This window comes from Chryseobacterium sp. RU33C, assembly GCF_900156015.1.
GTDB lineage: Bacteria > Bacteroidota > Bacteroidia > Flavobacteriales > Weeksellaceae > Chryseobacterium > Chryseobacterium candidae.
This window is the reverse complement of sequence record NZ_FTMT01000015.1, coordinates 105,360-131,068: the sequence shown is the minus strand read 5'-3', so window position 1 is coordinate 131,068 and position 25,709 is coordinate 105,360. Positions and strand designations below refer to the sequence as shown.

Genomic DNA, 25,709 nt, shown 5'->3' with positions numbered 1-25,709 from the left:
AGCTGTTCCAATAATTTACAAAAAGAGGATGGAAAAACCATCCTCTAAACTATTGTTTACAGCGTTGATTGTATTGCTGGTAAGTTGCTCCTCAGTATTGCTTACTTCCTCTTCCAATCAACTGTAAAATATTACGAATTATTTTTGACAAAAACACCAACTATTTTTGACCACATTACCATAAAAAATAAGATACGCCTCATCATGATGAGGCGTATTTTTATATTGATATTGCTATTTTTTCCTGTTGTACATTATATAACAGATCAGAAGGCTGATATTCACCAGAACGGCAAATGCATTGGATAGAATAATAGGTAATTCGTCTTTTTCAAAGCCATACCATACCCATAAAGAGAGTCCAGAAATCAGAACCAGAAGCATGAGTAAAGAAATATCTTCTACATTCTTTTCTCTGATCACCTTTATAAGCTGTGGAATCATTGAAACAGAAGTAAGAATTCCGGCAACGATACCTAAAATATTTTCATCCATAGATTTTTAGTTTGGAAATTAACACTAAGATACACTATTGAAATCTGTTCAATGAAACTTCTGTATGCAATGGAGTATCTTCTTCCATAAAACGGAACAAATCTCTTGAAAAATAGCATCCATTAAGAATACCACGGGCTCCAAGTCCATTAAAGACATAGAGATTACCGAACGTTTCATGCCTTCCTATGATAGGCCTTCTGTCTTTTACAGTTGGACGAAATCCAAAATGCACTTCCTCAACTTCAAAATCATAAGGATAAAATTCTGAAAGTCCTTTCACTAATTGTGCAACTGCTGATTCATCAATATGGTGATGAAGTTGTTCTCTGTCATAAGTTCCTCCATAAAAATACAGGCCGTTTCCGGTTGGGAATAAAAAGTGTTTCTTTTTAATCGTTATGTTTTCCGGAATCGGTTGTGACAGTTTCACTTTTATATGATGACCTTTGTTCGGGTTTACTGCGATCTCTGAAAAGTAGGGATTATCTTTCACACCCATTCCTTCACAGAAAATAATATTTTTGAAATTAAAATCCTTATATATCGATTCGGATGGGTTCAATTTTGAATAATCGAATTTTTCTTTTACCAGATGATCATTTTTTTCAAAATAATTGAATAAACCACTGAAAAATCCATTAACATTAAGCCTTGCAGACTGATTAACCTTTCCGGTAAGAAAATCGTTTTTTACTATATTTAAACGATCGAAATTTTGATCAAGAAAATGAGACAATTCTTCATTTCCTGATTTCTTCAACCATAAATTCTGCTCGTTCTCATCATGAAAAATTCTGTGAATAGGAACGTTGATTAAATAGTTTTCTCCGGTATATGATTCTATTTCTTTAAGACTGTCTTTAAGAAAGTCTATTTGTTCCTGTGCTTTCCAGAATGTGGTAAACTTCTTCAGTACAACAGGATTGATAATTCCTGCTGAAACCTGAGAAGCACTTTTTCTTCCTTCCGTAAAGATCACGAAAGATTTGTTATTTTTAATGAGCTGATGAGCTAAGAAAAGCCCTGCATATCCATCTCCTACAATAATATAATCTACATTTTTCATAATAAAAAAAACCTGAGTAAAAGTACTCAGGTTTTCTATAAATATCAAGTGAAATCTAGTAATTCCACATATCATTTTCCATTTCAAGAATCTGTGCTTTGATTCTATCGCTTTCTTCCAGTTGTTCATCGGCATTCTTAGGAATATAGTCCTTAATAGTACCGTCTCCCAAACCGGCTGAAGACTTATAAATGATAGAAGAGAATCTTCTTGCATTGATCACATCATCGAAAGATAAGTCAGCAGATGAATTTTTTCTGTTGAAGACAAAATTATTTGCTAAAACATCACGGGCACTTGGATAATAGATCCAGAACAGGTCAATAAGCTCATCGTTACTTGCAATAGGCTTACCATCTGGACCAATAACTCCCTGTACTGCAGGATCTGGTCCCATTGCAGCAATACCCAGAGGTCTGTATTTCATTTGTCCGTCTCTCTTATCAATAAACCACATACCCATGATTTTAAGAACTTTTACTTTATCGGTAGTTGTCTTAAATACGTCAGTATATTGTTTCTTTTCTGCTTCTGTAAGTTGTCTTCCAGAGTTTAAGATATCAATAGCTGCATCATTGATGATAACTTTTTCCAATCTTTTCTGAATTCCTTCAGGAGAAAGTTTTACAGTAAAGTTTTCATCATCATATACCTGTTCAATCTTTCCAGATAAAGCTGCATCCAGTAATAGTTGGTATAGAGATCTTGTAGGTGTAGCAAGAAGACCATCCGGATTATCATAGTAGAATGGCTGGTTGATTTTATCATTCATATCAATGATCTCCCATACAAACATACTTTTAAAGATATCTTTATCTTCTACAAAACCATACTCAAGAGGTTTTACTGTTTTATCTACAATAGTATCACCAACTTTCTGTTTATTTTCTGCTCTCATCTGTCTGAACTCTTCCGGAGAGGATGCATTCAGAATAGTCTGGGAAAAAGCAAATCCCGAAACTAATACTAAAAGGGTGCTAATATATTTTTTCATAATAAATTACAATTTTAGTCCTATGGAATGTTAATGATTATAGGAGTAATATTTTTAATAACCTGACCATCTAAACCTTGAGCAGTAACTTTAATATCAAAGACAGAAACTACGTCTCCAGATCTAAGGTTTTTCACTAATCCGGCTGCATCATTTAATGAATTCCCGTGAACAAGTAATGCTGCTCTACCTGGTACTCTCACCATAAACTGAGTTACAGTAAATGAAACAGGGAAGTCGAAGTCAGGAATTGCTGCCTGTACCGTTTGATTCTGGATAGAAGTGGCAGGCATAGATACGATGCTGCTTCCTCTGATCTGACCTTGCGGTGGTGGTACATTCTTAATTCTATATTCAAATACCTGAGATACAGATTTTCCATAAGGATCTGTTCCCGATAATGTCAGTTTAACCGTATTACCAGTAGTTGGTTTTACAATCCATTTTCCTGGGCCTGTACTTCTTACAGCTGCACCCGGAGCAGATAATGAAAGTTTAGAATTGTCAGCACCTAAGATTGATCCTGAAACAGGGTTCTCAAGTCCTCTGTACATTACATTCATTTTATCCGCAGAAAGCAATAATCCTTTTTCAAGTTTTACTTCTCTTGGTCCAGCAATTACATTGTATGTATGTGTCCAAGGGAAAGACTGTGGCTTACCTGAAGCATCTGTTAATGTAATGGTACCTCCTAATTTATGTTCACCAATTCCAGAACCTGAAATAGCGATTGTTCCTTTACCATTTTCAACTTTACCAACACCAGAGATGCTGATCTTATTACTGTTAGAATAAGTACCCAACATTACTTTTACCTCTGCCTGTTTTCCTGCCTGGATATCTACCGGACCTGAAACAATAGGCTCATAGCTTGAGAATTTAATACTCGCATCTACTTTTTCCTGAAGTAATAGTGCCAATGCATCAGATTGTACGTTTCTGGCATCATTTTGGATAATTTCCAAATTAGATATTGCAGCAATTAGCGGCTGATGATAAAATTTATTTTGGAACCAAGTTTTCTCATTTGGAGATGTTCCTTTAGGATACTCCGCAATTAGAGACTTATTAGCTCTTGCTACTAAATCCTGTAACTGAGCATTGTTTCCAAAAGTAGCGTTGATGTAGTTTCTTACGTCATCAATTTTAGCTTTCAGGTCTAATGCATTCTTTGATGGAGTATTTTCATCTCCTTCCTTGAAGAAATATTCAGTAGTCGCTTCGTTGTTGTTCAATGCAGCAAAGTTTTCACTTACATCAACATCTTTTCCTGTTTGTGGATCTTTGTCATGAAACTCAGATTGTTTCTTCAACAAATCTTTAACATCCTGAGCTGATTTTACCAATGCATCAATTTTGGCTTTCAATACTTTGTACTGAGCCCAAGGCTGTGCATAAGTATCCGGAACTTGCTGAGCCTTAGCTTCCAACGTTCTTTCAAAGATCTTCTCGTTCTTTTTTTCTGTTAAAGTTCTGGTTTCATTCAATGCTCTGGTAGAGTCATAGTATGATCTGATGATTTCTGCATCAATATTTAGGGCCATCATCGCGATGAACACCAAATACATCAGGTTGATCATCTTCTGACGAGGGGTCTGTTTTCCTTGTGCCATTCTCTTTTCTTTGTTTTTTGATTAAGTAGTTAAATTTAGAAATGGTTAGGAATTAAGACTTCATAGCAGTTAGCATACCACCATAAACTCTATTTAAGTTATTAAGATTAGATGTTAAACCTTGTAGCTCTTGGTTGAATTTTTCAGATTGCTCTGCAGATTTCTGCATATCAGCCACATACTTGTTAGCAAATTCAGATTGTCTCTTACCGCTTTCAAGCTGCATTGCATAAAGAGCATTCATGCTTTCCATGTGCTGAGCTGCTTTATTTAATTGATCGTTATATTTGTGAGTAGAGGCAGATACGTCAACAGTTTGATTGATCTGATCAACAGAGTTTGAGAATTTATCAATTCCTGTTCTCAGTCTTTCAAATAATTGAACATCTAATCTGGCATCTTCAAGCATTTTATCCAATTTGTTAGAAAGAGAGTTTTCTAATTCTGCAAATTGAGCTGCTGCATTATTATTTCTAGAAGATACATTAGAGTGTAATGGGTTTGGATTAGCATGTTTATCTAATAACTCAGGATAAACATTTTCCCATGCATAAGACTCTTCTGATTTTGGAGGGTCAAATGCAAAGATGATAAAGATAATCGCCTCAGTAATAAGTCCTACAGTAAGAGCGATATTACCATTAATAGGTCCCAAGGTAATGTGAGTAATTTTAAGCCAAGCTCCAAGAATTACAATTGCAGCACCGAATGAATAAAAGAAATTCATCCAAGCATCTTTAGTCTTAAACATATTGAGTTAGTTTTTTTAATGTTAAATAAAATTGTTATTGAAAAATAATTGTCTGATTCGTTATCTGTTAACTCTTCTTGGTTTAACTGCTGCTTCAGGAATATCCTGTACAGTTCTGAATCCGATATAGCTTCTTGCGGAATCTTTTCTTTCCCAATCTCTGGCACCTGTCATTAGTGCATATCCTATATCTTTCCAAGATCCACCTCTTACAGATTTCTTCGTATCCTTTTTATCTTTAGTAGAAGGATTTAATGTAGAAGAGAATCCGTATGAAGAATTGTTATACGCAGATTGTGTCCACTCAGAAACGTTTCCAGCCATATCAAACAACCCAAACCCATTTTTCTTAAATTTCTTAACTGGAGCTGTATATGTATAAGTTCCTTTTTTCTCGTCTTCCATGTAGTTACCTCTCTTCGGTTTAAAGTTTGCCAGGTAACAACCTCTGTCATCCATTAAATACGGACCGCCCCAAGGATAAGTAGCGTTTTGCATCCCTCCTCTTGCAGCATATTCCCATTCAGTCTCAGTTGGAAGACGGAACTCTAATGGTCTTTGTTTTTTTCTTTTTAAACTTTCGTTGTAATCTGTTTTCAATTTAGATCTGAAGTTGCAGTAAGCTCTTGCCTGATCCCAGGTAACTCCCACTACAGGATAGTCTTTATAAGCTTTATGCCAGAAATACTGCTCGAACAATGGCTCATTGTAAGCAAAGTGGAAATCTTTTACCCAAACGGTTGTATCAGGATAGATCGCAATACTTTCGCTTCTCAGGTAATTAGCTCCTCTTTCGTTATCTGCAACAGCAGCATCCATATCTCCCCAACGGTATGTATATTTCAGCTTACTTACATCTAAAATTCTTTCGTTTCCAATTCTGGAAGAAGAAGGCAGATACATAGATTCTAAAACCTCTGCGTATTCTACATCCGGGTATTTTGTAGTACTCCAGTGTAAAGGAATTTTCCAATCTAATCTTTTACTTGCATCATATCCTCCATCTTCACGGCCACCCTGGCCTTCCATATATTCTTGATAAGGTGTTAAGTTTTCTTCTTTTTTAGCAAGATATGCATAATCACCTATTGCAGCTCCTTTACGTCCGCCTTCATCACCACCTTCTCCGGCAGCTTCAGCAAGTAAAGTTCTCGCAATAGAGTCTCTTACATAATTGATAAATACTCTGTACTCCGAGTTGGTAGTTTCTGCTTCATCCATGAAGAAAGAAGAAACAGTAACTGTTTTCAATGATGCTTTTTCAGGAGTATTTGTCGGATCCTGGTCTGCTAAACCAGCAACAAATGAACCTGCAGGAATTGCAACCATTCCGTATGGTCTTTCCGCAACAAATGATTTAGTTTTTTCTCTTGGTATCAATTCTCCTTTTGTTCCTGGCTTCCCTACAGAAGAGCTGCCACCACCTGAACAAGATACCGATGCTACCGACGCAGACAATAATAAAAGAAATATCCTTTTCATGTTAATTTTTATAATTAAGCCGTAAATATATAATTTTTTTAAGAAACTTTTAAGATTTTTTTTGAAATAACGGAAGAAATCTAAATTTATTTTATTTACAACAACTTTTTATTCCACGGTAACAGATTTTGCAAGGTTTCTCGGTTGATCTACATTGGCTCCTCTATATACTGCAATATAATAAGCAAGCAGTTGCAGAGGTACGGAAGCAACAATTGGAGAGAAACATTCTGAAGTTTCAGGGATTTCGATAACATAATCTGCCATTTCGCTCACCTGACGGTCTCCTTTATTAACTACAGCGATAATTTTTCCTTTTCTCGCTTTAATTTCCTGAACATTACTTACGATTTTATCATAGTGACCTTTTCTAGGTGCTATAATGACAATCGGCATGTTTTCATCGATCAGGGCAATCGGACCATGCTTCATTTCTGCAGCCGGGTAGCCTTCTGCATGGATATAAGAAATTTCTTTTAGTTTTAATGCTCCTTCTAGGGCTGCAGGATAATTGTATCCTCTTCCCAGATAAAGGAAATTGGTAGCTTTCACAAAATCTTTTGCAATATTCTGCGTAAGCTCATGGGTGCTACTCAACACTTCTTCAATTTTCTTAGGCATAGCATCAAGCTCAGCAATTAAGCTCATAAATTCAGCATTTCCTAAGTTCCCGTTGTGTTTTCCTAATTTAAAAGCAATTAAAGTAAGAATCGTAAGCTGTGCCGTAAACGCTTTGGTAGAAGCAACCCCGATTTCCGGACCAGCATGGGTATATGAACCGGCATCTGTAATTCTTGCAATAGAAGAGTCTACGACATTACATATACCATATATAAATGCCCCTTTTTCTTTTGCTAATTTTAAAGCAGCCATTGTATCGGCAGTTTCTCCAGACTGAGAAATCGCAATCACCACATCTTTATCTGTAATGATAGGGTTTCTGTATCTGAACTCTGATGCATATTCTACTTCAACAGGAATTCTTGCGTATTCTTCTATCAGATATTCTCCGATAAGACCTGCATGCCATGAAGTACCACAGGCAATGATTATAATTCTGTTGGCATTTTTGAATTTCTCAACATGATCCCAGATTCCAGCCATTTTAATAATTCCCTCATCTACAAGAAGTCTACCTCTCATGGTATCATGTACAGATTTAGGCTGTTCAAAGATTTCTTTAAGCATGAAATGCTCGTATCCACCTTTCTCGATTTGTTCAAGACTTAATTTAAGCTCCTGAATTTCCGGCTTAATCTTAGAGTTTTCATTGATCGTTCTGATATCTACTCCGTTTTCCAGAGATATTGTTGCCATATGTCCTTCTTCAAGATATATAGCTTCTTTTGTAAATTCTACGAAAGGGGAAGCATCAGATGCAATAAAATATTCTTTATCTCCGATTCCGATTGCTAAAGGAGACCCTAATCTTCCTACCACCAATACTCCGGGATAATCTTCGTGAAGTACCGTTATTGCATATGCTCCATATACTTCATTCAATGCATATCTCACTGCAGTTGGGAAATCGATATCCGGATTAAGATCCATAAAATACTGGATAAGGTTTACCAGTACTTCTGTATCTGTTTCTGACTTGAAAGTAAATCCTTTTTCAGTAAGCATTGTTTTAATGGTATCATAGTTTTCAATAATACCATTATGTACAATTGCAATTTTTCCGTTGTTTGACAAGTGCGGGTGGGAATTTCTGTCACTTGGAACTCCGTGGGTTGCCCAACGGGTATGTCCCATTCCAATTTTAGACTTTCCTTTTAGCTCTTTGGAAATATTCACCAAATCCTCCACTTTACCTTTTGTTTTTTCTACTTCCAGCTTGTTATCTGAACCTTCTAAAACAATTCCGGCACTGTCATACCCTCTATATTCCAATCTTCTAAGACCATTAATTACAATTTCATAAGCGTCTTGAAAACCTGTATATCCTACTATTCCGCACATATTTTATTTTGTATAGTGTTGTTTGTTGTGTTCTACTTTTTCGTTCCGTAAGTCACCATTAGCTGGATTCTTTTCGGATTCGTATTTGTTTTATCTACTCCTGTAAGAATAATTCTGTTCATATCAAATGCTCTTGTCGTATTTCGAACTCCCAAAAGGGTTCCTGTAGCATTGGCAGCAAATGTTCCTGCAGTAATTATTAATGGTTTATTAACGATCAGCTGTTCAGTTCCATCTACTGTTTCCTTCTTCCCTTCCACAAGATCCTTGATTGTTTTGGTTACTACAAAATCATAATAACCAAGATTTTCTTTATAATAATATAGTCCAAGTCCGTTTGTCAGATCTGAAGTGAACGCCAGTTTTTTGTAATCAATTTTACCATTAGCATCTAATGTATTGGTTAACAGCGTAAACCTGCGATCTTCAGTAGAGCCGGTATTTTTCCATGTTGCAGCATCAAGATAGATTCTGATTTTAGCACTTACAATACCTGCTTTCTTTTCAACATAGATCTTCTTAAGGTCTGCAATTGTCTCATCCTTAATTTTTACTACAACAGAAGGACCTCCCATTCCCTGAACAAAAAGTCTTTCATCACCTTCATCAGGTTTACTTGCAGCCAATGCAGCAGCAACAGATGATCCGGATCTGCTGTATTCATACAGTCCGATATGAGCATTAGCCCCTCCTAAGTTGAAACTAAGTGTTGTCTGTGGTCTTGTTGTTGTTCCGTTATCCGTTTTATCATATTTATAATACATGATAAGCTGCAAATCATTAGGAGAGAACTGGTAAAGATATTTATCCGTTTCATCCACAGAAATTTTTATTCCTTTAAAATATCTGATAAAGTTAGCAGCATCCTGAAGCTCAGGTTTTCCCTTTTTATCAAGAATATGAGTCTGGAAAAAGTCTGTATTACTCAATTTCATTCTGAATCCTAAGTTTCCGGTAAATACAACTGAGTTGTCAGATTTTTTAGTGATAGATGTAGAACTGATGTTACCGTCAAATACTCCTGATCCTAGCAGTTCACCAGTATTTACTGATACATTGGAACGCTTGAACTTGTCGTCATTTGTATCTAAAAAAGTCGTTATTTCATGCACATTGATTTTCATTGATTTTGAAGCACCACCTATTTTTCCGTATTTGCGAACAGGATAAGTTTTTTTCTCAATAGAAACTTCTGTAGCTACTCCGTCTACCGGAAAATCAGCTTTTGTGTATGTATTTGTCTTTAATGAATCGCCTTCAAAGAAATAGGTGTTCGCAGCTGTATTGGCAGGTGGTCTCACTACAAGAACTACAGAATCTACTTTTGGATTTGCGCCATTGAAGTCGAAATTATCTACCGGCATTCTCAGCTGGGTAACATAAGATGCTCTCTGCATTCCAAACTGGCTTTCAGTAAATGCTCCAAGAACAGCAACATTTGTAGTAGCACCTGATTCGTTCAATCCACTGATCAGTCTTGAAGCATCACTTCTGATTGAATCGTTGTTGTTATAATTGTATGCTATAACAGGATATGCAATTTCGTTACCTTGCGCTGCATCACCATTAAACAGCTGCTCACCAAGAGAATCCGGATCTGGTTCACAATTATAAAGGAATGTACTTCCAAAAATCGCCAATAAAAGCATGGCGAAGGTCTTTTTAAGATTATGAGTCATTAAAAATGTGTTTTTAATAAAGTTGATTTATAGAATCTATGTCCAGATATTCCGATTTCTGGGCTGCTGTTTCGTTGAAAGCCTTATCCAGGTCTTCATCCAGAAACTCGTCACCTTTTACAACGGCATCTACATAGTTCATACTCTCGATAACAAAACTTTTAATAGTTGGGTTATCTAACGCTTTTAATCCGGAAATATTATCAAACTGCAGCTTTTCATCGATCTTTTTGTCCAATTCAGCGTCTTTCTCATTGTAAAGAGAAAGTACAATTTTTGCATCCTTGAAATAAGTATCTGATTCGTAGTAAGTTTTAAGATAAATTGGAACAAAAGAAGACATCCATCCATTTAAATGGATAACATCCGGCACCCAGTTTAGTTTCTTAATGGTTTCAATAACTCCTCTGGCAAAGAAAATAGCTCTTTCGTCATTGTCTTCGAAAGGGTTTCCTTCATCATCGAAATAATATTGTTTTCTTTTGAAGTATTCTTCATTGTCAATAAAGTAGACCTGAAGTCTTTCCCCCGGAAGAGACGCTACTTTAATGATCAGAGGCTGATCCAGATCATTGATAATAATATTCATCCCTGAAAGACGGATTACTTCATGAAGCTGGAATTTTCTCTCACTTATTTGTCCAAATCTTGGCATAAAAACTCTTACATCATTGCCTTCTTGGTGCATCTTAAGTGCCATTTTGTTTACCACTGCAGCCATATTTGTATCTTCCTGATATGGATACATCTCTGTAGTAATGTACAGTATTTTTTGATTCGGCATAAACTTTCTATCTAATTTTTGTAAAAATGCTTTAATGTGCAAAATTACAAAAAAACATCCAACATTATTTTAATTAACATTTTTTTACGAAAATTCCCTTTTCAAATTATTAAAACCCCATATTATTATGCGATATTTTTAGTATTTTTGAAATAGTATTAAAATAAACTATGGAAGTTCTAAAAAACAGAAAAGTCCTTCAGGATTTCATTGAAAGACAGAAAGAAATGGGAAAAAGAATTGGCTTTGCCCCTACTATGGGTGCCCTGCACAATGGCCATCTTTCTCTGTATGAAGAGGCAAGAAAAGAAAATGATCTTGTAATCTCTTCAATTTTTGTAAATCCAACCCAGTTCAACAATCCTGAAGATCTTGAAAAATACCCAAGAGATATTAACAGAGATATACTTATTCTTCAGAATTCAGGTCTTGTAGATGCTGTTTATATTCCGGAGGTAACTGATATTTACCCTGAGAAAGCCGAAAGCCAGCGATATGATTTTGATGGATTGGAAAATGAGATGGAAGGAAAATCAAGGCCGGGTCATTTTGACGGAGTAGGAACTGTTGTAGAAGAGCTTTTCAGACAGGTAAAGCCTGACAATGCTTATTTTGGTGAAAAAGACTTTCAGCAGCTTGCTATTATTAAAAAAATGGTGGAGAAAAAACATCTTCCCGTTAAAATAACCGGAGTTCCTATTTACAGGGCAGAAAACGGACTGGCACTAAGCTCAAGAAACCAAAGACTTCATGAAGACCGAAAAGAAGCTTCTAAAGTAATTTACGAGACTTTAAAAAAAGTAAATGACTGGTTCAGAACCGTTAGTATTCCAGAAATTAAGGAAAGAGTAGCCGATATTTTTGATGATCAGCAGGGTATGAAGCTTGAATACTTTCTGATTGCCGATGAAAACACATTACAGGAGACTGATTTTTTCTACAAAGACAGAAATTTCAGGGCCTTCATCGTAGTGGTAGTAGATGGAGTAAGATTAATTGACAATATGCATCTTGATTGATCTTACCCTTTAAATATAGTATCCCTGGCTATTTCAGCCGGGGATTTTTATTGAATATACGAACGAAAAGAATGAGTTTAGCTCATTACATAAAAAAATCAAAGGCCTCCTGAAGGAAGCCTTTGAAACACCAAATCACAAAATATTAATATGAAAAAAATTTACTTTTCAGTAAACTTGTGACCCGGCTGGGATTCGAACCCAGGACCCATACATTAAAAGTGTATTGCTCTACCAGCTGAGCTACCGAGTCGGCCACAATTAAATTGAAATTAATTTCAATATTAATTATAAAATTTTCTTTGCAGTGCCTGCGACTGGACTCGAACCAGCACATCCTTAGGAAACCACCCCCTCAAGATGGCGTGTCTACCAATTTCACCACGCAGGCAATAAAATTACAAGTCTAGTAATTATTATTGCTAGTGACCCGGCTGGGATTCGAACCCAGGACCCATACATTAAAAGTGTATTGCTCTACCAGCTGAGCTACCGAGTCGGCCACTTGTGTAACAAGTTTTCATTTAAGTAATGTCCCTTGTTTTAAGTGGTGCAAAGATATGACTTTTTTCTTTATCTCAAAACTTTTTCGCAAATTTGTTTAAAAAAAATTCATGGTAATTTCATTGATCGGATACATGGGAAGTGGCAAATCTCACATTTCCAAAATATTAAGCGAAAAAATAGATTTTAAATTAATCGATCTCGATAAAGAGATTTCCAGAAGAAATAAATTAACCATCCCGGAAATTTTTGAGAAAAAGGGAGAAATTTACTTTAGAAAGCTAGAAAGAGAGGCACTTGAAGAGATATTGGCTTCGGAAGAAAATGTAGTTTTAAGTCTGGGCGGAGGAACTCCGGTATATTATAATAATATGGAAATCATTAATCATAACTCCAAGAGTGTTTTTTTAAGAACCGGAGTAGGAACATTGGTTGAAAGGCTTTCAAAACAGAAAGAAAAAAGGCCACTAATTGCCAATATATCTGATGAAGACCTGCCGGAATTTATTGCCAAACATTTATTTGAAAGAAATCAATTTTACAGCAAGGCGCAATTCACTGTCGGGACAGATTCCAGAGAACCGGAAGACATCGTTAACGAAATAATAGAAAAGCTCTATCTCTAGAGCTTTTCTACTTTTTATATTAATCTTCATCCTCATCTTCACCGCCAGTCTCTCCAAAGAAATCATCCCAGTCTGTAAAATCGGAGTCGATATCGTTTCCTACATAACCATCCATATCTCTTCTGTCTTTTTTGGTAGGCCTTCCCTCACCTTTGTTTCTGTAATAGTCCTGTGACATTTTACGGAGTTTCAACAGTTCGTATTGTTCTTTATCTGTTACGTCCTGAATATAAAGAGGCACCAGCTTGGCTCCAATTCTGCTTTTAGGGATCTGAATTACTTTTATTTTATAATCAATCTGATTCTTACGGATTTTAATAGTATCTCCTTCTTTTACCTCTTTAGATGACTTTACGGCAGATGTTCCTATAGAAACTCTGTTCTTTTTAATCTCCTCTGCTGCAATACTTCTCGTCTTATAAAAACGAATGCTCCATAAAAATTTATCTATTCTCATATTTTTTTATACTTTTGCCGTTATATTATTTGTAAAGTAATTAAAGTTTTTTGAAATGAAAAAAATATTTTTATATATCCTTGCAGGATCTTTGTGTTTTTCTGCCTGTAAAAAAGATGATACAATTGATACTTATGTAGAACCGGAAGACATCGCTACACAAAACACCTATGATGATCAGGCCATTAAAAAATTCATGGATGAAAATTATCTGGATGCACAGGGTAATATAAAAGCTTTCAGCTCTACGGACACAGCAGACGATACTGAAAAGAAATTATCTGAACTGTCGCCTGTAACGCTTCCTTCAGGAACAATCTATATTATGAGAAATGGTGCTCAGCCTGCACCAGCTGATGAAAAAACGATTGGTAGCACTGATATTATCAAAATTATGGGACGAGCATACTCTTATCTGGCAGTTAATTCTGATGGAAACACTTCATTTACATCAAAAGCTGCTTTTTTAAATACCATTGACGGAACAGGTGTGCCTGTTATTGATCCAATGTATTATTATGTAAAAAGATCAATATTAAGCCCCGTTACTAGCCCTGATGCAGCAAAAAAAGCAGGTTATTATCAAATTTCTGGTTTCAGAGAAGCTTTACAGAAGTTCAAAGCATTTGATAATCTTACCGGTGAAACACCATATAACTTACAAGGCGTCATTATTGTCCCTTCCAGAGCTGCTTTTGCAAGAAATCCTCATTATCCGTATTTAAATACGTCTTACAGAAATAAATCTTTTGTGTTCAACTTTCAGATTTATGGACGAGAGAGCAGACTGAGTGGTGAGGAACAACTACCAGAACAACAATAAAAGCAAACAAATATAAAAAAACACCGTCTTAATGACGGTGTTTTTTGTTATATCTAATATGGATTACGATCTTGCCTTCTGTTTTACATTTCCTAAAATATCCGGGAAGTAAAGATCTGCAAGGTGGTCAAATTCATCTCCTCTCATAAACATTGTAGCGTCTACTTCTTCATAAGAACTTCTTCCTGCAGCAGCAATCAGTTCATTGCAGGTATGAAGTGTATTTTTGTGGAAATGATATACTCTTTCGGCCTTATCCGTCACATCAAGTCCTTTAATAAGCATTTTATCCTGGGTTGCTACTCCCGTAGGACAGTTATTTGAGTTACATCTCAATGCCTGGATACATCCTAAAGAGAACATAAATCCTCTGGCGTTATTACACATATCAGCTCCCATAGCAACGGCTCTCAGAATATCAAGACTGGTAAGAACTTTACCGCTGGCAATCACTCTTAATTTACTTCTCAGATTATAATTATTAAGCGTTCTGTTTACAAAGATCAAAGCAGGCTCCAATGGCATCCCTACTCCATCAGAGAATTCTGGCGGTGCTGCTCCTGTTCCTCCTTCTGCTCCATCTATGGTAATGAAATCAGGATAAATTTTCAAAACATTCATCTGTACACAGATATCTTCAAATTCTTTGGTATCACCGATACAAAGTTTAAAACCAACCGGTTTTCCTCCTGAAAGGTCTCTTAGCTGCTGTACAAACCTCAGCAATCCGGCAGCATCAGAAAAAGCGCTGTGTGATGGTGGTGAAATAACAGTCATTCCCGGTGTTACGTGACGAATGGCTGCAATTTCCGGTGTATTCTTCACTCCCGGAAGCACTCCTCCATGTCCTGGTTTTGCACCCTGTGATAATTTGATCTCAACCATTTTCACATTTGGAAGGGTGGAATATTTTGTAAATAATTCAGGATTGAATTTTCCTTCAGCGTCACGGCATCCGAAATACCCTGTTCCGATCTGCCAGCAAAGATCTCCTCCTTCCATATGATAAGGTGAAATCCCACCTTCTCCTGTATTATGATAGAAGTTTCCTTTTTTTGCGCCTCTGTTCAGTGAGATCTGTGCTCTGTCACTCAATGCTCCGAAACTCATTGCTGAGATATTCAATAAAGAAGCATGATAAGGCTGTGTACACTGTTCTCCTCCCACCCATACTCTCGGAAGTTCTTCTGATGGTGATTTTGCATAAATAGAATGCTTGATCCCTTCATATTTTCTGTGATTTACTTCCAGCTGCGTACCAAAAGCTACCGTATCACTTAAATTTTTTGCACGTCTGTATACTGCAGAACGCTGGTTTCTTGGAAATGGTTTCCCGTCTGTTTCCCTTTCAATAAAATATTGCTGCATTTCGGGTGAAATACTTTCGAAAAAATACCTGAAGTATCCCAATACAGGAAAGTTCCTCAAAATAGCATGTTTCGATTGGTAAGCATTGTAAACACCCAATGCATAGATTGCGGATAACAGCGTAGGTATCCAATAATGCGCTCTGATCAGTATTGCTATAATCCATGTAGCAACTACTAATACAATTCCCCAAGATAAAAACTTATCTCTCATGAATGTAGTATTTAAAAGTTTAAAAATAAATTTAGTGGAATTTTAGCAAAGAGCCTACGCTTTTGCTAAAAAATTTTGGTAAGAAGATTGCACAGAAACCGTGCCATCTGACAGGATTTTTTCTAAATTTAGAAATTCGATCTGGTTTACGGATGCAGGATCAAAGTCTTTCTGGACTCTCACATAGTTTTCTGTGAAACCAAACATTTTCCCGTCCTTATTTTCATGTTCCCAAAGAACAGGAAGCGTTTTTCCCAATTGCGTCTGATAAAATGCCATTTTCTTCTTTTCAGAAAGAATTCTCAGCATTTTGTTACGTTTTTTTCTTTCCGCTACAGGAACTACTCCGTCCATAGCGGCAGCTTCCGTATTTTCTCTTTCAGAATAGGTAAATACGTGAAGGTAGGTGATAGGAAGCTCATTAAGGAAATTATAGGTTTCCATAAATCTTTCTTCTGTTTCTCCCGGGAATCCTACAATAACATCTACACCAATAGCCGCATGAGGCATAACCTCGCGGATCTTGTTCACTCTGTCGTTATACAGTTTGGTCAGGTAACGACGTTTCATCTTTTTCAAAAGATCATCGCTCCCGGATTGTAACGGGATATGAAAATGCGGAACAAAGCTTTTACTTTTAGAAACCAGTTCAATACTTTCATCTTTCAAAAGATTGGGTTCAATAGAAGATATACGGATTCTTTCTATTCCTTCTACCTTATCCAGTTCTGAAATAAGATCAAGGAAAGTATGCTCGTGTTTTTTATTTCCAAATTCTCCTTTACCATAATCACCGATATTCACCCCTGTAAGAACAATTTCCTTGATGTCTTTTGCAGCGATTTCCGTTGCATTTCTGAGAACATTTTCGATGGTATCGGAACGTGAAATTCCTCTTGCTAAAGGAATGGTACAGTAGGTACATTTATAATCACAGCCATCCTGTACTTTCAGGAAAGCTCTGGTTCTGTCCCCAATAGAATAACTTCCGATAAAGAAATCGGTTTCTTCAATTTCACATGAATGCACTACGCCTTCACTCTCAGATTTCTCCAAATCGTCCAGGTAGCTCAGAATATTGAATTTTTCTTTTGCACCTAAAACCAGGTCCACTCCTTCAATTTGTGAAATTTCTTCAGGTTTCAGCTGTGCATAGCATCCAACAATTACCACCAGCCCTTCCGGATTGGCTTTCATTGCTCTTTTCACGTGAAGTTTACATTCACGGTCAGCATTTTCTGTCACAGAACATGTATTGATAACATACACATTCGCTTTTTCATCAAAGCTTACCTTATCATAACCTGCATCTGTTAATTGACGGGCAATAGTAGATGTTTCTGCAAAGTTTAATTTGCAGCCCAGTGTATGAAACGCGGCAGTTCTGTGAAAAGTAGACATTTGTTACTCCTGAATTTTATGGGTGCAAAGATAGTAATTTTAATAAGAATTCAAGATTGATTCAATCTATTGTTTATATTCATCTCTTACTTCGGGGCTGTTTTGAAAGCAGACGGATGATGAATTGGGAGCTGGATCCTGACCTGAAAATTTGGCTTTCATTTCTGTATTAAACTCCTGAGATCGGTTTCGGGCAATAGAAAGCGTGTTCCAATCTTCATTCTTTATCATTTTGGCAATATAAACAATCTGACCTATATGATAAGGATAATGTGCCAATTGACGAAGAACCGCATCAATCACAGGATGTGCTTCTCCTCTGATATAGGTTGATGCATAAAGATTATCCTCATTTATTTTCTCAAGAGCATCAAAAAAGCATTGCCAGCCTCGTTCCCAAAAATCCAGAACCTGTTCTTTAGTGGTAAAGGTATTGACAAATTCTCCGTCACGGTTACGCCAGGATTTCTCACCATCTTCGGTCAGGAAATTGGTCCATCTTGAAAGCATATTTCCTGCAAGATGTTTCACAATAATGGCAATAGAATTACTTTCTTCATTATACTGCCAGAACATCTGCTCATCTGTTAACTGTTCAAAGGTTTTATCACCAAGAGATTTATAGTATTCAAAACGTTTTACAAACAGGTCTTTCATTCTTTCTATTTTGATATCTAATTTAAAAACTTTTAAAAATAAAAACCACCTCAATTGAAGTGGTTTTTTCTATCTGTTTTATTGACTATTCTCTGTTTTTCACCAATACCCAACCTGTGAATTTGAGTGCAGTATTCTTTTTATCATTTTCATTCCATGTAATAGAATACCAGTATGTTCCTGTAGGTACTCTTCTTCCTCCCTGCGTACCATCCCATTTATAGCCATTGGATTTGTCTGCCTGGAAGATTTTGTTTCCATAACGGTCGAAGACATTCATGATCAGGTTTTGTTTGTTTGCCAGGGCTGAATAATCAATCACATCATTTATTCCATCTGCATTGGGTGTTATCACATTAATCAGATTAGGGACAACAATTCCTATTTCTATCGGATCACAGTCATAAGCATCTTTTACATAGACTTTATGATCTCCTCTTGAAAGATTACTGAATACATTGGAATCCTGCCAGATGATATTATCTATTGAATATTTATATGCCGGAGTTCCTCCTATTACAGATACTGTGATGGTATTGTTCGAGATATCGATACCGGAAACAACAGGCTGTTCGGAAGGAAGTACTTTTACCGTTTGTGTTGTAACACATTCTCCTGTTTTAAGTTTTACCCAGTATACTCCTATTCCGGCTTTGATCGTTTGTGTAGTTGCTCCTGTACTCCACTCGTAGCTTTTAAATCCGGGACCTGCGTCCAGAGTGGCCTGATCTTCTGCACAAATAGTCACATCTTTAAGTTTATCAGAATATACAGGTGGAATAACAATTAAAGTAACCTTAGCTACATTATAACATCCCTGAGCATTAGAAACTCTTATATACACAAATCCATTAGGTGCAATGTAATTATTGGGATTCAGGATTTCATTGGTCTGATTAACAGCATCTGTCAATGAAGGATAATATTTTTTTGCAGGATTAGTTTGGCCGGTTACCGAAGCATTAACAAGATTGAAAGAAGCTGTGGATGGGCTGGCTTCGATGAAGCATGATCTCAAAGTTGTTTCATTCACTACCACAACCGGATAAAATTTCAGGGTAATCTCTGCTACAGCGGTACAACCGAATTCTGAGATCACCTTCACGTAGATAATACCTTCTGCAGAAACAAATGCCATTGGGGTGGTAATCTCATTGGTTCCGGCATTGAGATCCGCCATTGTAGGATAGTATTTCTTTGTAACGTTCGGGTTGGCGATAACATCCGCTGTGGTTAAGTCAAATAAAGCTGTGCCTGCATTATTATTGTTGCATTGGGTTAAAGTTGCATTTTTCACTGTTATAGACCCATTTTTAAATTTAAATAATCCAACCTGTTTACATTTATTGAGCGGATTAGACGTATTGGTTGGATCGGTATAATTGATGCTGTAGTAATAGACAGTTGTCGTATTTACCGTGATAGGTGTTGTAATGGGATTATTCCCCGTTAAGGCATCATTCTGACTCAGATGATAACTTACCCCAAAGTTTTGATTTCCATTAAGAATTCCTGAGGATAATGTAGAAAAATCGAATAAAGCTGTAGCAGAACAAATGACCACTTCTCTTGGGTCAGCAGGATTTGCAGCCGGAATTCCGGGAGGATTAAATGGCTGTGTCTGAATAGCCGGATCTGTAAATGGTGAAGCCAATGTTGCAGTTCCTCCCCACGTTAAAGAAAATGGAGCTGTAGTGGAACTGGTACTGCTCACCCAGTTGTCAATAAACAAGTAATACGTTTGCCCTGGCAAAACATCAAGATATCTACAATAAGGAGTCAGAGAACCTCCTGCGGCGCTTAAAATTGTGCTGGTCATATTCAATCCTGTAGCGGGTCCGGGTCCGATAACTGTTGCTGCATTACAACGTATCGGCGACCCTAAACTTCCACAGGTTACATTAGGACCAAAAATCGCCCAGTCATAATCGGCATCCGGATTATTCGGAACAAGGTCGAAGGTAAGTGTACCTCCTGTGGCGATTGTAATTTTATACCAGATTGAGTTGTGTTCTCCCGTAAAATCTATACAACTTCCGGAGTTTACCAATTCTTTTATATTACCATATCCGGTAGGACTATACGTGATATTTGAATTTCCACAAACGGAGAGTGCAGTAGCACAGTCTGCCTGAGCATAGAAAGTATGAGAGAGACATAGAAGTATGAAAAGTAGAAGTTTCCTCATAGATTTAATGTTTTTATGGTTATATCAGTTACACATTGTATTGATAATCAATACCCATCAAATATAACCTTATTTTAATTAAAAACAACAAAATATAAATAATTTTAAACTATTATAAATTAAAACATCAAATAATTTAAAATAATCTATATTATATCAAATTACACAACAAATAATCAAATCTATAAAATATTCACTTTATTTTATACTTGTAATATTTCCACAGAGATTTTCCAGGTGAAATATTTTATGGAAAGGGCTTTTTACTTCTTTCAGATGTTCTTTATCCTGAATGAAAGTATATCTTGAGGCAATAGAATTCATATCGGAAACAATAACCAGCCAGCATTCATCCACAGAGGTGTCATAATATGGGAATTTTTCATTCTTTTTTTCAATAAGTTCAAGAATCTTTTCCGAGCAAAGCTCATCAAACAGATTCATGCTGTATTCATGGGTAATAAAGACATTTCTGCGGTGGAAAGATTTTCTCAGACTTTTCACACAGCCTGCTGGTTTATTTTTTTTGATGCTTTTATAGATACTGATGATGTTTTCCTGCTGTACTTCGAGATTGTCAAATTTCGTTTCCGGGTGGAATTCCAAAAAATAAACACCACGATATTTCGTAGTGTCTTCCTGTTCTAATAGTATTTCTGCCTGACGGAACATTTTATTCAAAGTACTTTCTACTTTTTTCATTTCCAGATGATTGATTACTTCGGTAAGTTCTATTCCGATTTTTTTGTCGTTGAACTTGGCGATAAAGTCTGGACTCTCGCAGGTAAGGTTTTCAAATTTCACTTCGGGAAAATGATGCATAAAAGAGTTGAGAAGAAGAATCTCGGATTTCTTTCTGTACTTTTCACGGTCATGCAGCGGAGATTCATCTATGGTACGGTGATACTTTTCCATTGGCTTTTTTTTCAAATGCCGATTAAGATAGTATAAACTAAGATTCTTTACCAGATCTTCTTCAGAAAAAGTCTTTTTCATGTGTGATTTTTTTATTTAATTAAAGAACACATGCAGCCAATGGCTTTCATCATTAAAAGTTTTTGATAATCAAAAATTTACACTCTTAAAGGTAAGTAAAAAAACAATTCAATACTTAGTTTTTAAATTAATTTATCGATTAATTAATGTAAAGTTTATTTTCATAATTAATACCTTTGTCTTTTTAAACACAAACCCAAACTTATGGATTTCAGGAATTTCAGAATACCCTACACTATCAATCCTCAATATTCAAAAAAGACCGTCTATTTCTCCATGGAATTTGCTCTTGAGCAGGTACTTAAAATATATTCCGGAGGGCTTGGCTTTCTGGCAGGATCTCACATGAGAAGTGCTTATAACCTTAAGCAGGATCTTATTGGAATCGGTATCCTGTGGAAATTTGGTTATTATGACCAGGCAAGAAACCACGACCAGTCTTTACAGCCTGTATGGACGAAAAAAATGTACAGTTTTCTTGAAGATACCGGAATAAAATTCCAAATCGAAATCCACAGTGCTCCGGTTTGGGTAAAAGTATGGTACCTTGATCCTGAAATCTTCAATACGGCCCCCATGTTTTTCCTTTCTACAGATGTTCCGGAAAACGATCACGTTTCGAAAACAATCTGTCACAGGTTGTATGATGCCAATGAATCTACAAAGCTTGCTCAATATATTTTACTGGGAAAAGGAGGAGCCAAGTTACTGGATGAAATGAATATTGAAAGAGAGGTGTATCATCTTAATGAAGCCCATGGACTTCCTGCAGCATTTTATCTTCTGAGAAAATATAACGGAGATCTTAATAAAGTTAAAGAAAAACTTGTTTTCACCACTCATACCCCTGAGGAAGCAGGGAATGAAAAACATAGCTTCAGATTATGCTATGATATGTCCTATTTTTCAGGATACAGTATGGAAGAAGTAAAAAATATTGAAGGATCTGATGACGACCGTTTTAATCACTCTCTCTGCGCATTAAGAATGGCCAGAATGGCCAATGGAGTTTCCCGGCTTCATGGTGTGGTTTCCAGAGCCATGTGGAATAAATATCCGGGAATCTGTGAGATCACTTCTATTACCAATGCTCAGGAATTTAAATACTGGTCTGATAAACCTTTATACAATGCAAAGGATGAAAACGACAGTACAGTTTTCGATTTCCGCAAAAAATATCTGAAGAAAAAACTGTTCAGTATTGTTGCCGATCAGACAGGAAATTTATTTAATCCTAATGTCTTTACGATGGTATGGGCCAGAAGATTTGCAGGCTATAAGAGAGCAGAACTTCTTTTACATGATAAGGAAAGATTCTACAGACTTCTGAATAATCCAAAATATCCGGTACAGATCATCTGGGCAGGGAAACCTTACCCAATGGACTATTCTGCCATTTCTACGTTCAATACACTGGTTGAAGAAAGTAAAAACCATAAGAATATTGCTGTTCTTACAGGTTATGAGCTTTCTTTAAGCAAGTCTTTAAAACAGGGTTCTGATGTATGGCTTAATAATCCAAGAGTTCCGAGGGAAGCTTCCGGAACTTCCGGTATGACGGCTGCCATGAACGGATCTGTCAATTTATCCACAGATGACGGCTGGATCCCGGAATTTGCCAGACACGGAGAAAACTCTTTTGTAGTTCCCAAAGCAGATTATCTGAACATGAGTATTTACGAACAGGATAATTATGATTTAAATAAATTATATGAAATTCTTGAAAATGAAATTCTCCCAACCTATTACGACCGTCCTGACGAATGGAGAAAAATCCAGTACAATGCAATGAATGATGTGAAAGATCATTTCAACAGTGACAGAATGGCGGATGAATATTACAGAATCCTCTATAATCAGCAATAGAATTAATGAGCAATATCCTGAACACATCTGAATCCGGTGTGTTCAAGGCTTGTATCAGGGCTGCTTTTCATGCGGCGGGCTACTCTGTATCCGCTGCAATAGCTATCATTACATAAAAAGCTTCCTCCACGCAGGCTGCGTTTTACACTATACGGTTCCTGAGGGTCATAAGACCTGTCTGCACCCTGAGGATTCAGAACGAGGCTGCCTTCCAGTTTTTTATAGTAATCATAATTGTATAAATCGCTGCACCATTCCCAAACATTTCCAGCCATGTCATACAGGCCATATCCGTTGGCTTTAAATGATTGTACAGGAGCAAGGGTAATATAGCCGTCTTTCTTATCATTAAGGTAGGGAAATTTTCCTTCCCAGCTGTTCGCTTTAGGAATTCCTGCATTGATGGGTTCATTTCCCCATGGATAAATATTATTTTTTAATCCGCCCCGTGCTGCAAATTCCCATTCTGCTTCTGTGGGCAAGCGTTTACCTGACCATTTACAGTATGCCTGTACATCATCCCAGCTTACATGTACCACGGGATAATTGTCTTTTCCTTCAATATTGCTTGCCGGTCCCTGAGGATGCTTCCAGCTAGCACCTTTTACCCATTTCCACCATTGGCTGAAGTCATTCAGATTCACAGGTTTATTTGTGGGTTTAAATACTAATGAAGCAGCTACCAGCAAGCTATCCGGGGGTTTCGGAGTACCCTCAGGCAGGTTTTTTTTTAATTCATCCCAATCGGGTTTACGTTCTGCCGTTGTGATATATCCTGTAGCATTTACAAATTTGCGGAACTGTTCATTCGTTACTTCGGTTATATCCATATAGAACGGAGAAACTTTTACTCTGTGTTTGGGATATTCATCTGCATCAGCATAGCTGTTATCCCCTCCCATATCAAATTCACCCCCGGGAATGAATACCATTCCTTGCAAAGAAATTTTCCCGTTAAAACGGATATGGGAAGAATCTGCAGTTCCTAACCGCTTCGGCACATTCATACAGGTGTGTCCCGGTTTCTCTTCCTCCGGTTTTAAGATTTTATTCTTATTACAGGAAGATAAAAAACTTAATGCACCTATGCATATCATCATCTTTTTTATTATAGAAAACCTCATTTTAATCTGAACATTTACAGGTTTTATGATTTTGGCTTGCTATATCTCCATCCCTTTTTCATCTGTAATGACAATTGGCTAACCAGCTTTTTAGAAGAAACTTCTTCAGCGATATTCACATTTTCATCAGGGTCATTTTTATGATCATACAGTTCTCTGGCCAGATAAGCTCCCGGCTTGCCAGTCTCTTTATTCCATTCAAACCATTCTACATATCTGTAACGATCCGTACGGATGGCGTATCCCATTCTTTCCACATTTTGCACCCCTCTGGCTTTTACTCCAAACCTACCTAATAAAAACTGGCTGTAGGCTGCTGTTTTCCATGTACGGGCAGGATCTGTAAGCAGAGGTTTCATACTGGTTCCCTGAAGATAATCAGGTATTTTTATTCCCGCCATATCGCATAAAGTGGGATAAATATCCACAAATTCTGTAAGGGCATCGCTTGTTTTTCCTTTTGCTTTTACTCCTGCCCCACTGATAATAAGCGGTACTCTGGTATCAATCTCATAGTTGCTCTGTTTACACCAGCTGTTATGCTCTCCCAGTTTCCAGCCATGATCTCCCCACAATACGATAATGGTATTTTCACTAAGCTCCAGTTCGTCAAGTGCTTTTAAGAGTCTTCCTATCTGAGCATCCGTATAAGAAACAGAAGCGTAATATCCATGGAGAAGTTCCCGCTGCTTTTCAATATCATAAGGTTTTTCTGAAGGCAAAGGCAGATCAGATCTATCAGTATACGCTCTCAGTTCAGTATCCCCATGTACGGCAAATTCCGGAGCATTTTCTGGCATGAATTGATTTTTTGCAAGCGGTATATCGTTTCTGTTATACAAATCCCAGTATTTTTTAGGAGCATTAAAAGGTAAATGCGGACGGTAATAGCCTACTGAAAAAAAGAAAGGCTTATCTTTTCCTTTTAATTCTTTCAGCTTTTGAATGGCCATGGTTGTCTGTGCTCCGTCATAATAGGCATCATCATCAACGTCTGCCATTTCAACGGAATTAGCCTTTGTATAGACAAATCCATAGGCATCAGGCCTGGCTTTTCCAATTTTTTGAAGACCAAGTTCTTTTTCCTTCTGAATCATCTTGTTTTTTTCCATCTGGTACACAGCGTCCGGATCAAAAGGATATCCGGCTACATGAAGTTCTTCATTCCAGGACTTATCATCAGGAAAATTATTATGAAAGGTTTTTCCTATCCCTACCGTATAATAACCGTTATTTTTGAATGCCTGAGGAAGAGTGATTGCATCCGGGAGGTTTTTCCTGAAATCTGTCTGAAGATCCCATACACGCACAGAATCTGGTCTCAAACCTGTAAGAAGACTTGCTCTAGAAGGATTACATACCGCCTGCTGACAGTATGCTCTATTAAAAACGACTCCTTTTGCTGCAAGCTTATCCATATTAGGCGTTTTTATAACGGTGTTTCCATAGCAGCCCATTTCAGGTCTTAAATCATCAATAGGAATAAACAGAATATTGGGTCTTGTTTGCTTTGCATTGGATCTTATACTTTTTTTAGGTTTAGGATTGTCTTTATGGAAACTTCCACCACTTATTGTTATATAATTACAAATCGATATAATGAATACTATTCTTAAAAAATTGAAATTCTTCATGAGG

At 36.8% G+C, this 25,709-nt stretch carries 21 protein-coding genes and 3 tRNA genes; 4 read left to right on the top strand and 20 right to left on the bottom strand.

Annotated features, from left to right (window positions below):
* Window positions 1-234 precede the first annotated feature (234 nt).
* From BW946_RS13720 to BW946_RS13680, 9 genes are all read right to left on the bottom strand, one after another.
* Window positions 235-495 (bottom strand): SemiSWEET transporter, encoded by a 261-nt coding sequence (locus tag BW946_RS13720; RefSeq protein ID WP_076596720.1) that lies wholly within the window; start codon window positions 493-495, stop codon window positions 235-237.
* Between the two features lie 34 nt (window positions 496-529).
* Window positions 530-1,564: an NAD(P)/FAD-dependent oxidoreductase gene (locus BW946_RS13715; protein WP_076596719.1), complete on the bottom strand. Its 1,035-nt coding sequence runs from the start codon at window positions 1,562-1,564 to the stop codon at window positions 530-532.
* Between the two features lie 55 nt (window positions 1,565-1,619).
* The gene (gene gldN, locus BW946_RS13710; RefSeq protein WP_076596718.1) at window positions 1,620-2,558 is read right to left on the bottom strand and encodes a type IX secretion system ring subunit PorN/GldN; all 939 of its coding nucleotides are present in this window, start codon (window positions 2,556-2,558) and stop codon (window positions 1,620-1,622) included.
* 20 nt (window positions 2,559-2,578) lie between these two features.
* Window positions 2,579-4,171: a type IX secretion system motor protein PorM/GldM gene (locus tag BW946_RS13705; RefSeq protein ID WP_076596717.1), complete on the bottom strand. Its 1,593-nt coding sequence runs from the start codon at window positions 4,169-4,171 to the stop codon at window positions 2,579-2,581.
* A gap of 52 nt (window positions 4,172-4,223) precedes the next feature.
* Complete coding sequence (gldL, locus tag BW946_RS13700) at window positions 4,224-4,922, bottom strand: type IX secretion system motor protein PorL/GldL (protein ID WP_047428085.1); 699 nt, start codon at window positions 4,920-4,922, stop codon at window positions 4,224-4,226.
* 60 nt (window positions 4,923-4,982) lie between these two features.
* Window positions 4,983-6,404 carry a T9SS ring complex lipoprotein PorK/GldK gene (gldK, locus tag BW946_RS13695; RefSeq protein ID WP_076596716.1) on the bottom strand — a complete coding sequence of 474 codons (1,422 nt, stop codon included), beginning with the start codon at window positions 6,402-6,404 and terminating at the stop codon, window positions 4,983-4,985.
* A 108-nt stretch (window positions 6,405-6,512) separates the two neighbouring features.
* A complete protein-coding gene (gene glmS / locus BW946_RS13690; protein ID WP_076596715.1) occupies window positions 6,513-8,366 on the bottom strand; it encodes a glutamine--fructose-6-phosphate transaminase (isomerizing) in 1,854 nt (617 codons plus the stop codon).
* Window positions 8,367-8,398: 32 nt separating this feature from the next.
* Window positions 8,399-10,045, bottom strand: coding sequence for a DUF4270 family protein (locus tag BW946_RS13685; protein ID WP_083688878.1), 1,647 nt, complete (start codon window positions 10,043-10,045; stop codon window positions 8,399-8,401).
* Window positions 10,046-10,058: 13 nt separating this feature from the next.
* A complete protein-coding gene (locus BW946_RS13680; RefSeq protein ID WP_076596713.1) occupies window positions 10,059-10,829 on the bottom strand; it encodes a glycogen/starch synthase in 771 nt (256 codons plus the stop codon).
* Between the two features lie 170 nt (window positions 10,830-10,999).
* On the opposite strand from BW946_RS13680, the gene panC reads away from it, so the two are divergent.
* Window positions 11,000-11,848 (top strand): pantoate--beta-alanine ligase, encoded by an 849-nt coding sequence (panC, locus tag BW946_RS13675; protein WP_076596712.1) that lies wholly within the window; start codon window positions 11,000-11,002, stop codon window positions 11,846-11,848.
* A gap of 180 nt (window positions 11,849-12,028) precedes the next feature.
* On the opposite strand, the gene BW946_RS13670 is transcribed toward panC, so the two are convergent.
* From BW946_RS13670 to BW946_RS13660, 3 genes are all read right to left on the bottom strand, one after another.
* Window positions 12,029-12,101, bottom strand: a tRNA-Lys gene (locus BW946_RS13670).
* 55 nt (window positions 12,102-12,156) lie between these two features.
* Window positions 12,157-12,239, bottom strand: a tRNA-Leu gene (locus BW946_RS13665).
* 35 nt (window positions 12,240-12,274) lie between these two features.
* Window positions 12,275-12,347: transfer RNA gene (locus BW946_RS13660), tRNA-Lys, on the bottom strand.
* Between the two features lie 115 nt (window positions 12,348-12,462).
* Here BW946_RS13660 and BW946_RS13655 point away from each other — a divergent pair.
* Complete coding sequence (locus BW946_RS13655) at window positions 12,463-12,978, top strand: shikimate kinase (RefSeq protein ID WP_047428102.1); 516 nt, start codon at window positions 12,463-12,465, stop codon at window positions 12,976-12,978.
* 19 nt (window positions 12,979-12,997) lie between these two features.
* On the opposite strand, the gene BW946_RS13650 is transcribed toward BW946_RS13655, so the two are convergent.
* Window positions 12,998-13,435 carry an RNA-binding S4 domain-containing protein gene (locus BW946_RS13650; RefSeq protein ID WP_076596711.1) on the bottom strand — a complete coding sequence of 146 codons (438 nt, stop codon included), beginning with the start codon at window positions 13,433-13,435 and terminating at the stop codon, window positions 12,998-13,000.
* 55 nt (window positions 13,436-13,490) lie between these two features.
* Between BW946_RS13650 and BW946_RS13645 the strand changes: the two genes are divergently transcribed.
* A complete protein-coding gene (locus tag BW946_RS13645; protein WP_076596710.1) occupies window positions 13,491-14,258 on the top strand; it encodes a hypothetical protein in 768 nt (255 codons plus the stop codon).
* Between the two features lie 63 nt (window positions 14,259-14,321).
* On the opposite strand, the gene BW946_RS13640 is transcribed toward BW946_RS13645, so the two are convergent.
* The 5 genes from BW946_RS13640 to BW946_RS13620 form a co-directional block, all read right to left on the bottom strand.
* Entirely contained in the window at window positions 14,322-15,839 is a 1,518-nt protein-coding gene (locus tag BW946_RS13640) for an FMN-binding glutamate synthase family protein (protein ID WP_076596709.1), read from the bottom strand.
* Between the two features lie 54 nt (window positions 15,840-15,893).
* The gene (gene mtaB / locus BW946_RS13635; RefSeq protein ID WP_076596708.1) at window positions 15,894-17,240 is read right to left on the bottom strand and encodes a tRNA (N(6)-L-threonylcarbamoyladenosine(37)-C(2))-methylthiotransferase MtaB; all 1,347 of its coding nucleotides are present in this window, start codon (window positions 17,238-17,240) and stop codon (window positions 15,894-15,896) included.
* A 66-nt stretch (window positions 17,241-17,306) separates the two neighbouring features.
* Entirely contained in the window at window positions 17,307-17,897 is a 591-nt protein-coding gene (locus tag BW946_RS13630; RefSeq protein WP_076596707.1) for a DUF1572 family protein, read from the bottom strand.
* A gap of 85 nt (window positions 17,898-17,982) precedes the next feature.
* On the bottom strand, window positions 17,983-20,085 hold the full coding sequence (locus BW946_RS13625; protein ID WP_076596706.1) for a T9SS type B sorting domain-containing protein: 2,103 nt from the start codon (window positions 20,083-20,085) through the stop codon (window positions 17,983-17,985).
* Between the two features lie 198 nt (window positions 20,086-20,283).
* On the bottom strand, window positions 20,284-21,081 hold the full coding sequence (locus tag BW946_RS13620) for a hypothetical protein (RefSeq protein ID WP_076596705.1): 798 nt from the start codon (window positions 21,079-21,081) through the stop codon (window positions 20,284-20,286).
* A gap of 204 nt (window positions 21,082-21,285) precedes the next feature.
* Between BW946_RS13620 and glgP the strand changes: the two genes are divergently transcribed.
* Window positions 21,286-22,947 carry an alpha-glucan family phosphorylase gene (glgP, locus tag BW946_RS13615; RefSeq protein WP_076596704.1) on the top strand — a complete coding sequence of 554 codons (1,662 nt, stop codon included), beginning with the start codon at window positions 21,286-21,288 and terminating at the stop codon, window positions 22,945-22,947.
* Between the two features lie 2 nt (window positions 22,948-22,949).
* Here glgP and BW946_RS13610 read toward each other — a convergent pair whose 3' ends face one another.
* Both BW946_RS13610 and BW946_RS13605 read right to left on the bottom strand, forming a co-directional pair.
* Window positions 22,950-24,047 (bottom strand): formylglycine-generating enzyme family protein, encoded by a 1,098-nt coding sequence (locus BW946_RS13610; RefSeq protein ID WP_139326008.1) that lies wholly within the window; start codon window positions 24,045-24,047, stop codon window positions 22,950-22,952.
* Between the two features lie 47 nt (window positions 24,048-24,094).
* Complete coding sequence (locus tag BW946_RS13605; protein WP_083688877.1) at window positions 24,095-25,705, bottom strand: sulfatase; 1,611 nt, start codon at window positions 25,703-25,705, stop codon at window positions 24,095-24,097.
* Window positions 25,706-25,709 lie beyond the last annotated feature (4 nt).

What these genes read in the sequence shown, in the direction of transcription:
- BW946_RS13705 (WP_076596717.1), bottom strand. Translation starts at nt 4,171, where the DNA reads ATGGCACAAGGAAAACAGACCCCTCGTCAGAAGATGATCAACCTGATG.
- BW946_RS13640 (WP_076596709.1), bottom strand. Translation starts at nt 15,839, where the DNA reads ATGAGAGATAAGTTTTTATCTTGGGGAATTGTATTAGTAGTTGCTACA.
- BW946_RS13685 (WP_083688878.1), bottom strand. Translation starts at nt 10,045, where the DNA reads ATGACTCATAATCTTAAAAAGACCTTCGCCATGCTTTTATTGGCGATT.
- BW946_RS13630 (WP_076596707.1), bottom strand. Translation starts at nt 17,897, where the DNA reads ATGAAAGACCTGTTTGTAAAACGTTTTGAATACTATAAATCTCTTGGT.
- gldK (WP_076596716.1), bottom strand. Translation starts at nt 6,404, where the DNA reads ATGAAAAGGATATTTCTTTTATTATTGTCTGCGTCGGTAGCATCGGTA.
- mtaB (WP_076596708.1), bottom strand. Translation starts at nt 17,240, where the DNA reads ATGTCTACTTTTCACAGAACTGCCGCGTTTCATACACTGGGCTGCAAA.
- BW946_RS13620 (WP_076596705.1), bottom strand. Translation starts at nt 21,081, where the DNA reads ATGAAAAAGACTTTTTCTGAAGAAGATCTGGTAAAGAATCTTAGTTTA.
- BW946_RS13680 (WP_076596713.1), bottom strand. Translation starts at nt 10,829, where the DNA reads ATGCCGAATCAAAAAATACTGTACATTACTACAGAGATGTATCCATAT.
- gldN (WP_076596718.1), bottom strand. Translation starts at nt 2,558, where the DNA reads ATGAAAAAATATATTAGCACCCTTTTAGTATTAGTTTCGGGATTTGCT.
- BW946_RS13610 (WP_139326008.1), bottom strand. Translation starts at nt 24,047, where the DNA reads ATGATGATATGCATAGGTGCATTAAGTTTTTTATCTTCCTGTAATAAG.
- BW946_RS13655 (WP_047428102.1), top strand. Translation starts at nt 12,463, where the DNA reads ATGGTAATTTCATTGATCGGATACATGGGAAGTGGCAAATCTCACATT.
- BW946_RS13650 (WP_076596711.1), bottom strand. Translation starts at nt 13,435, where the DNA reads ATGAGAATAGATAAATTTTTATGGAGCATTCGTTTTTATAAGACGAGA.
- BW946_RS13625 (WP_076596706.1), bottom strand. Translation starts at nt 20,085, where the DNA reads ATGAGGAAACTTCTACTTTTCATACTTCTATGTCTCTCTCATACTTTC.
- BW946_RS13645 (WP_076596710.1), top strand. Translation starts at nt 13,491, where the DNA reads ATGAAAAAAATATTTTTATATATCCTTGCAGGATCTTTGTGTTTTTCT.
- glmS (WP_076596715.1), bottom strand. Translation starts at nt 8,366, where the DNA reads ATGTGCGGAATAGTAGGATATACAGGTTTTCAAGACGCTTATGAAATT.
- BW946_RS13605 (WP_083688877.1), bottom strand. Translation starts at nt 25,705, where the DNA reads ATGAAGAATTTCAATTTTTTAAGAATAGTATTCATTATATCGATTTGT.
- gldL (WP_047428085.1), bottom strand. Translation starts at nt 4,922, where the DNA reads ATGTTTAAGACTAAAGATGCTTGGATGAATTTCTTTTATTCATTCGGT.
- panC (WP_076596712.1), top strand. Translation starts at nt 11,000, where the DNA reads ATGGAAGTTCTAAAAAACAGAAAAGTCCTTCAGGATTTCATTGAAAGA.
- BW946_RS13720 (WP_076596720.1), bottom strand. Translation starts at nt 495, where the DNA reads ATGGATGAAAATATTTTAGGTATCGTTGCCGGAATTCTTACTTCTGTT.
- glgP (WP_076596704.1), top strand. Translation starts at nt 21,286, where the DNA reads ATGGATTTCAGGAATTTCAGAATACCCTACACTATCAATCCTCAATAT.
- BW946_RS13715 (WP_076596719.1), bottom strand. Translation starts at nt 1,564, where the DNA reads ATGAAAAATGTAGATTATATTATTGTAGGAGATGGATATGCAGGGCTT.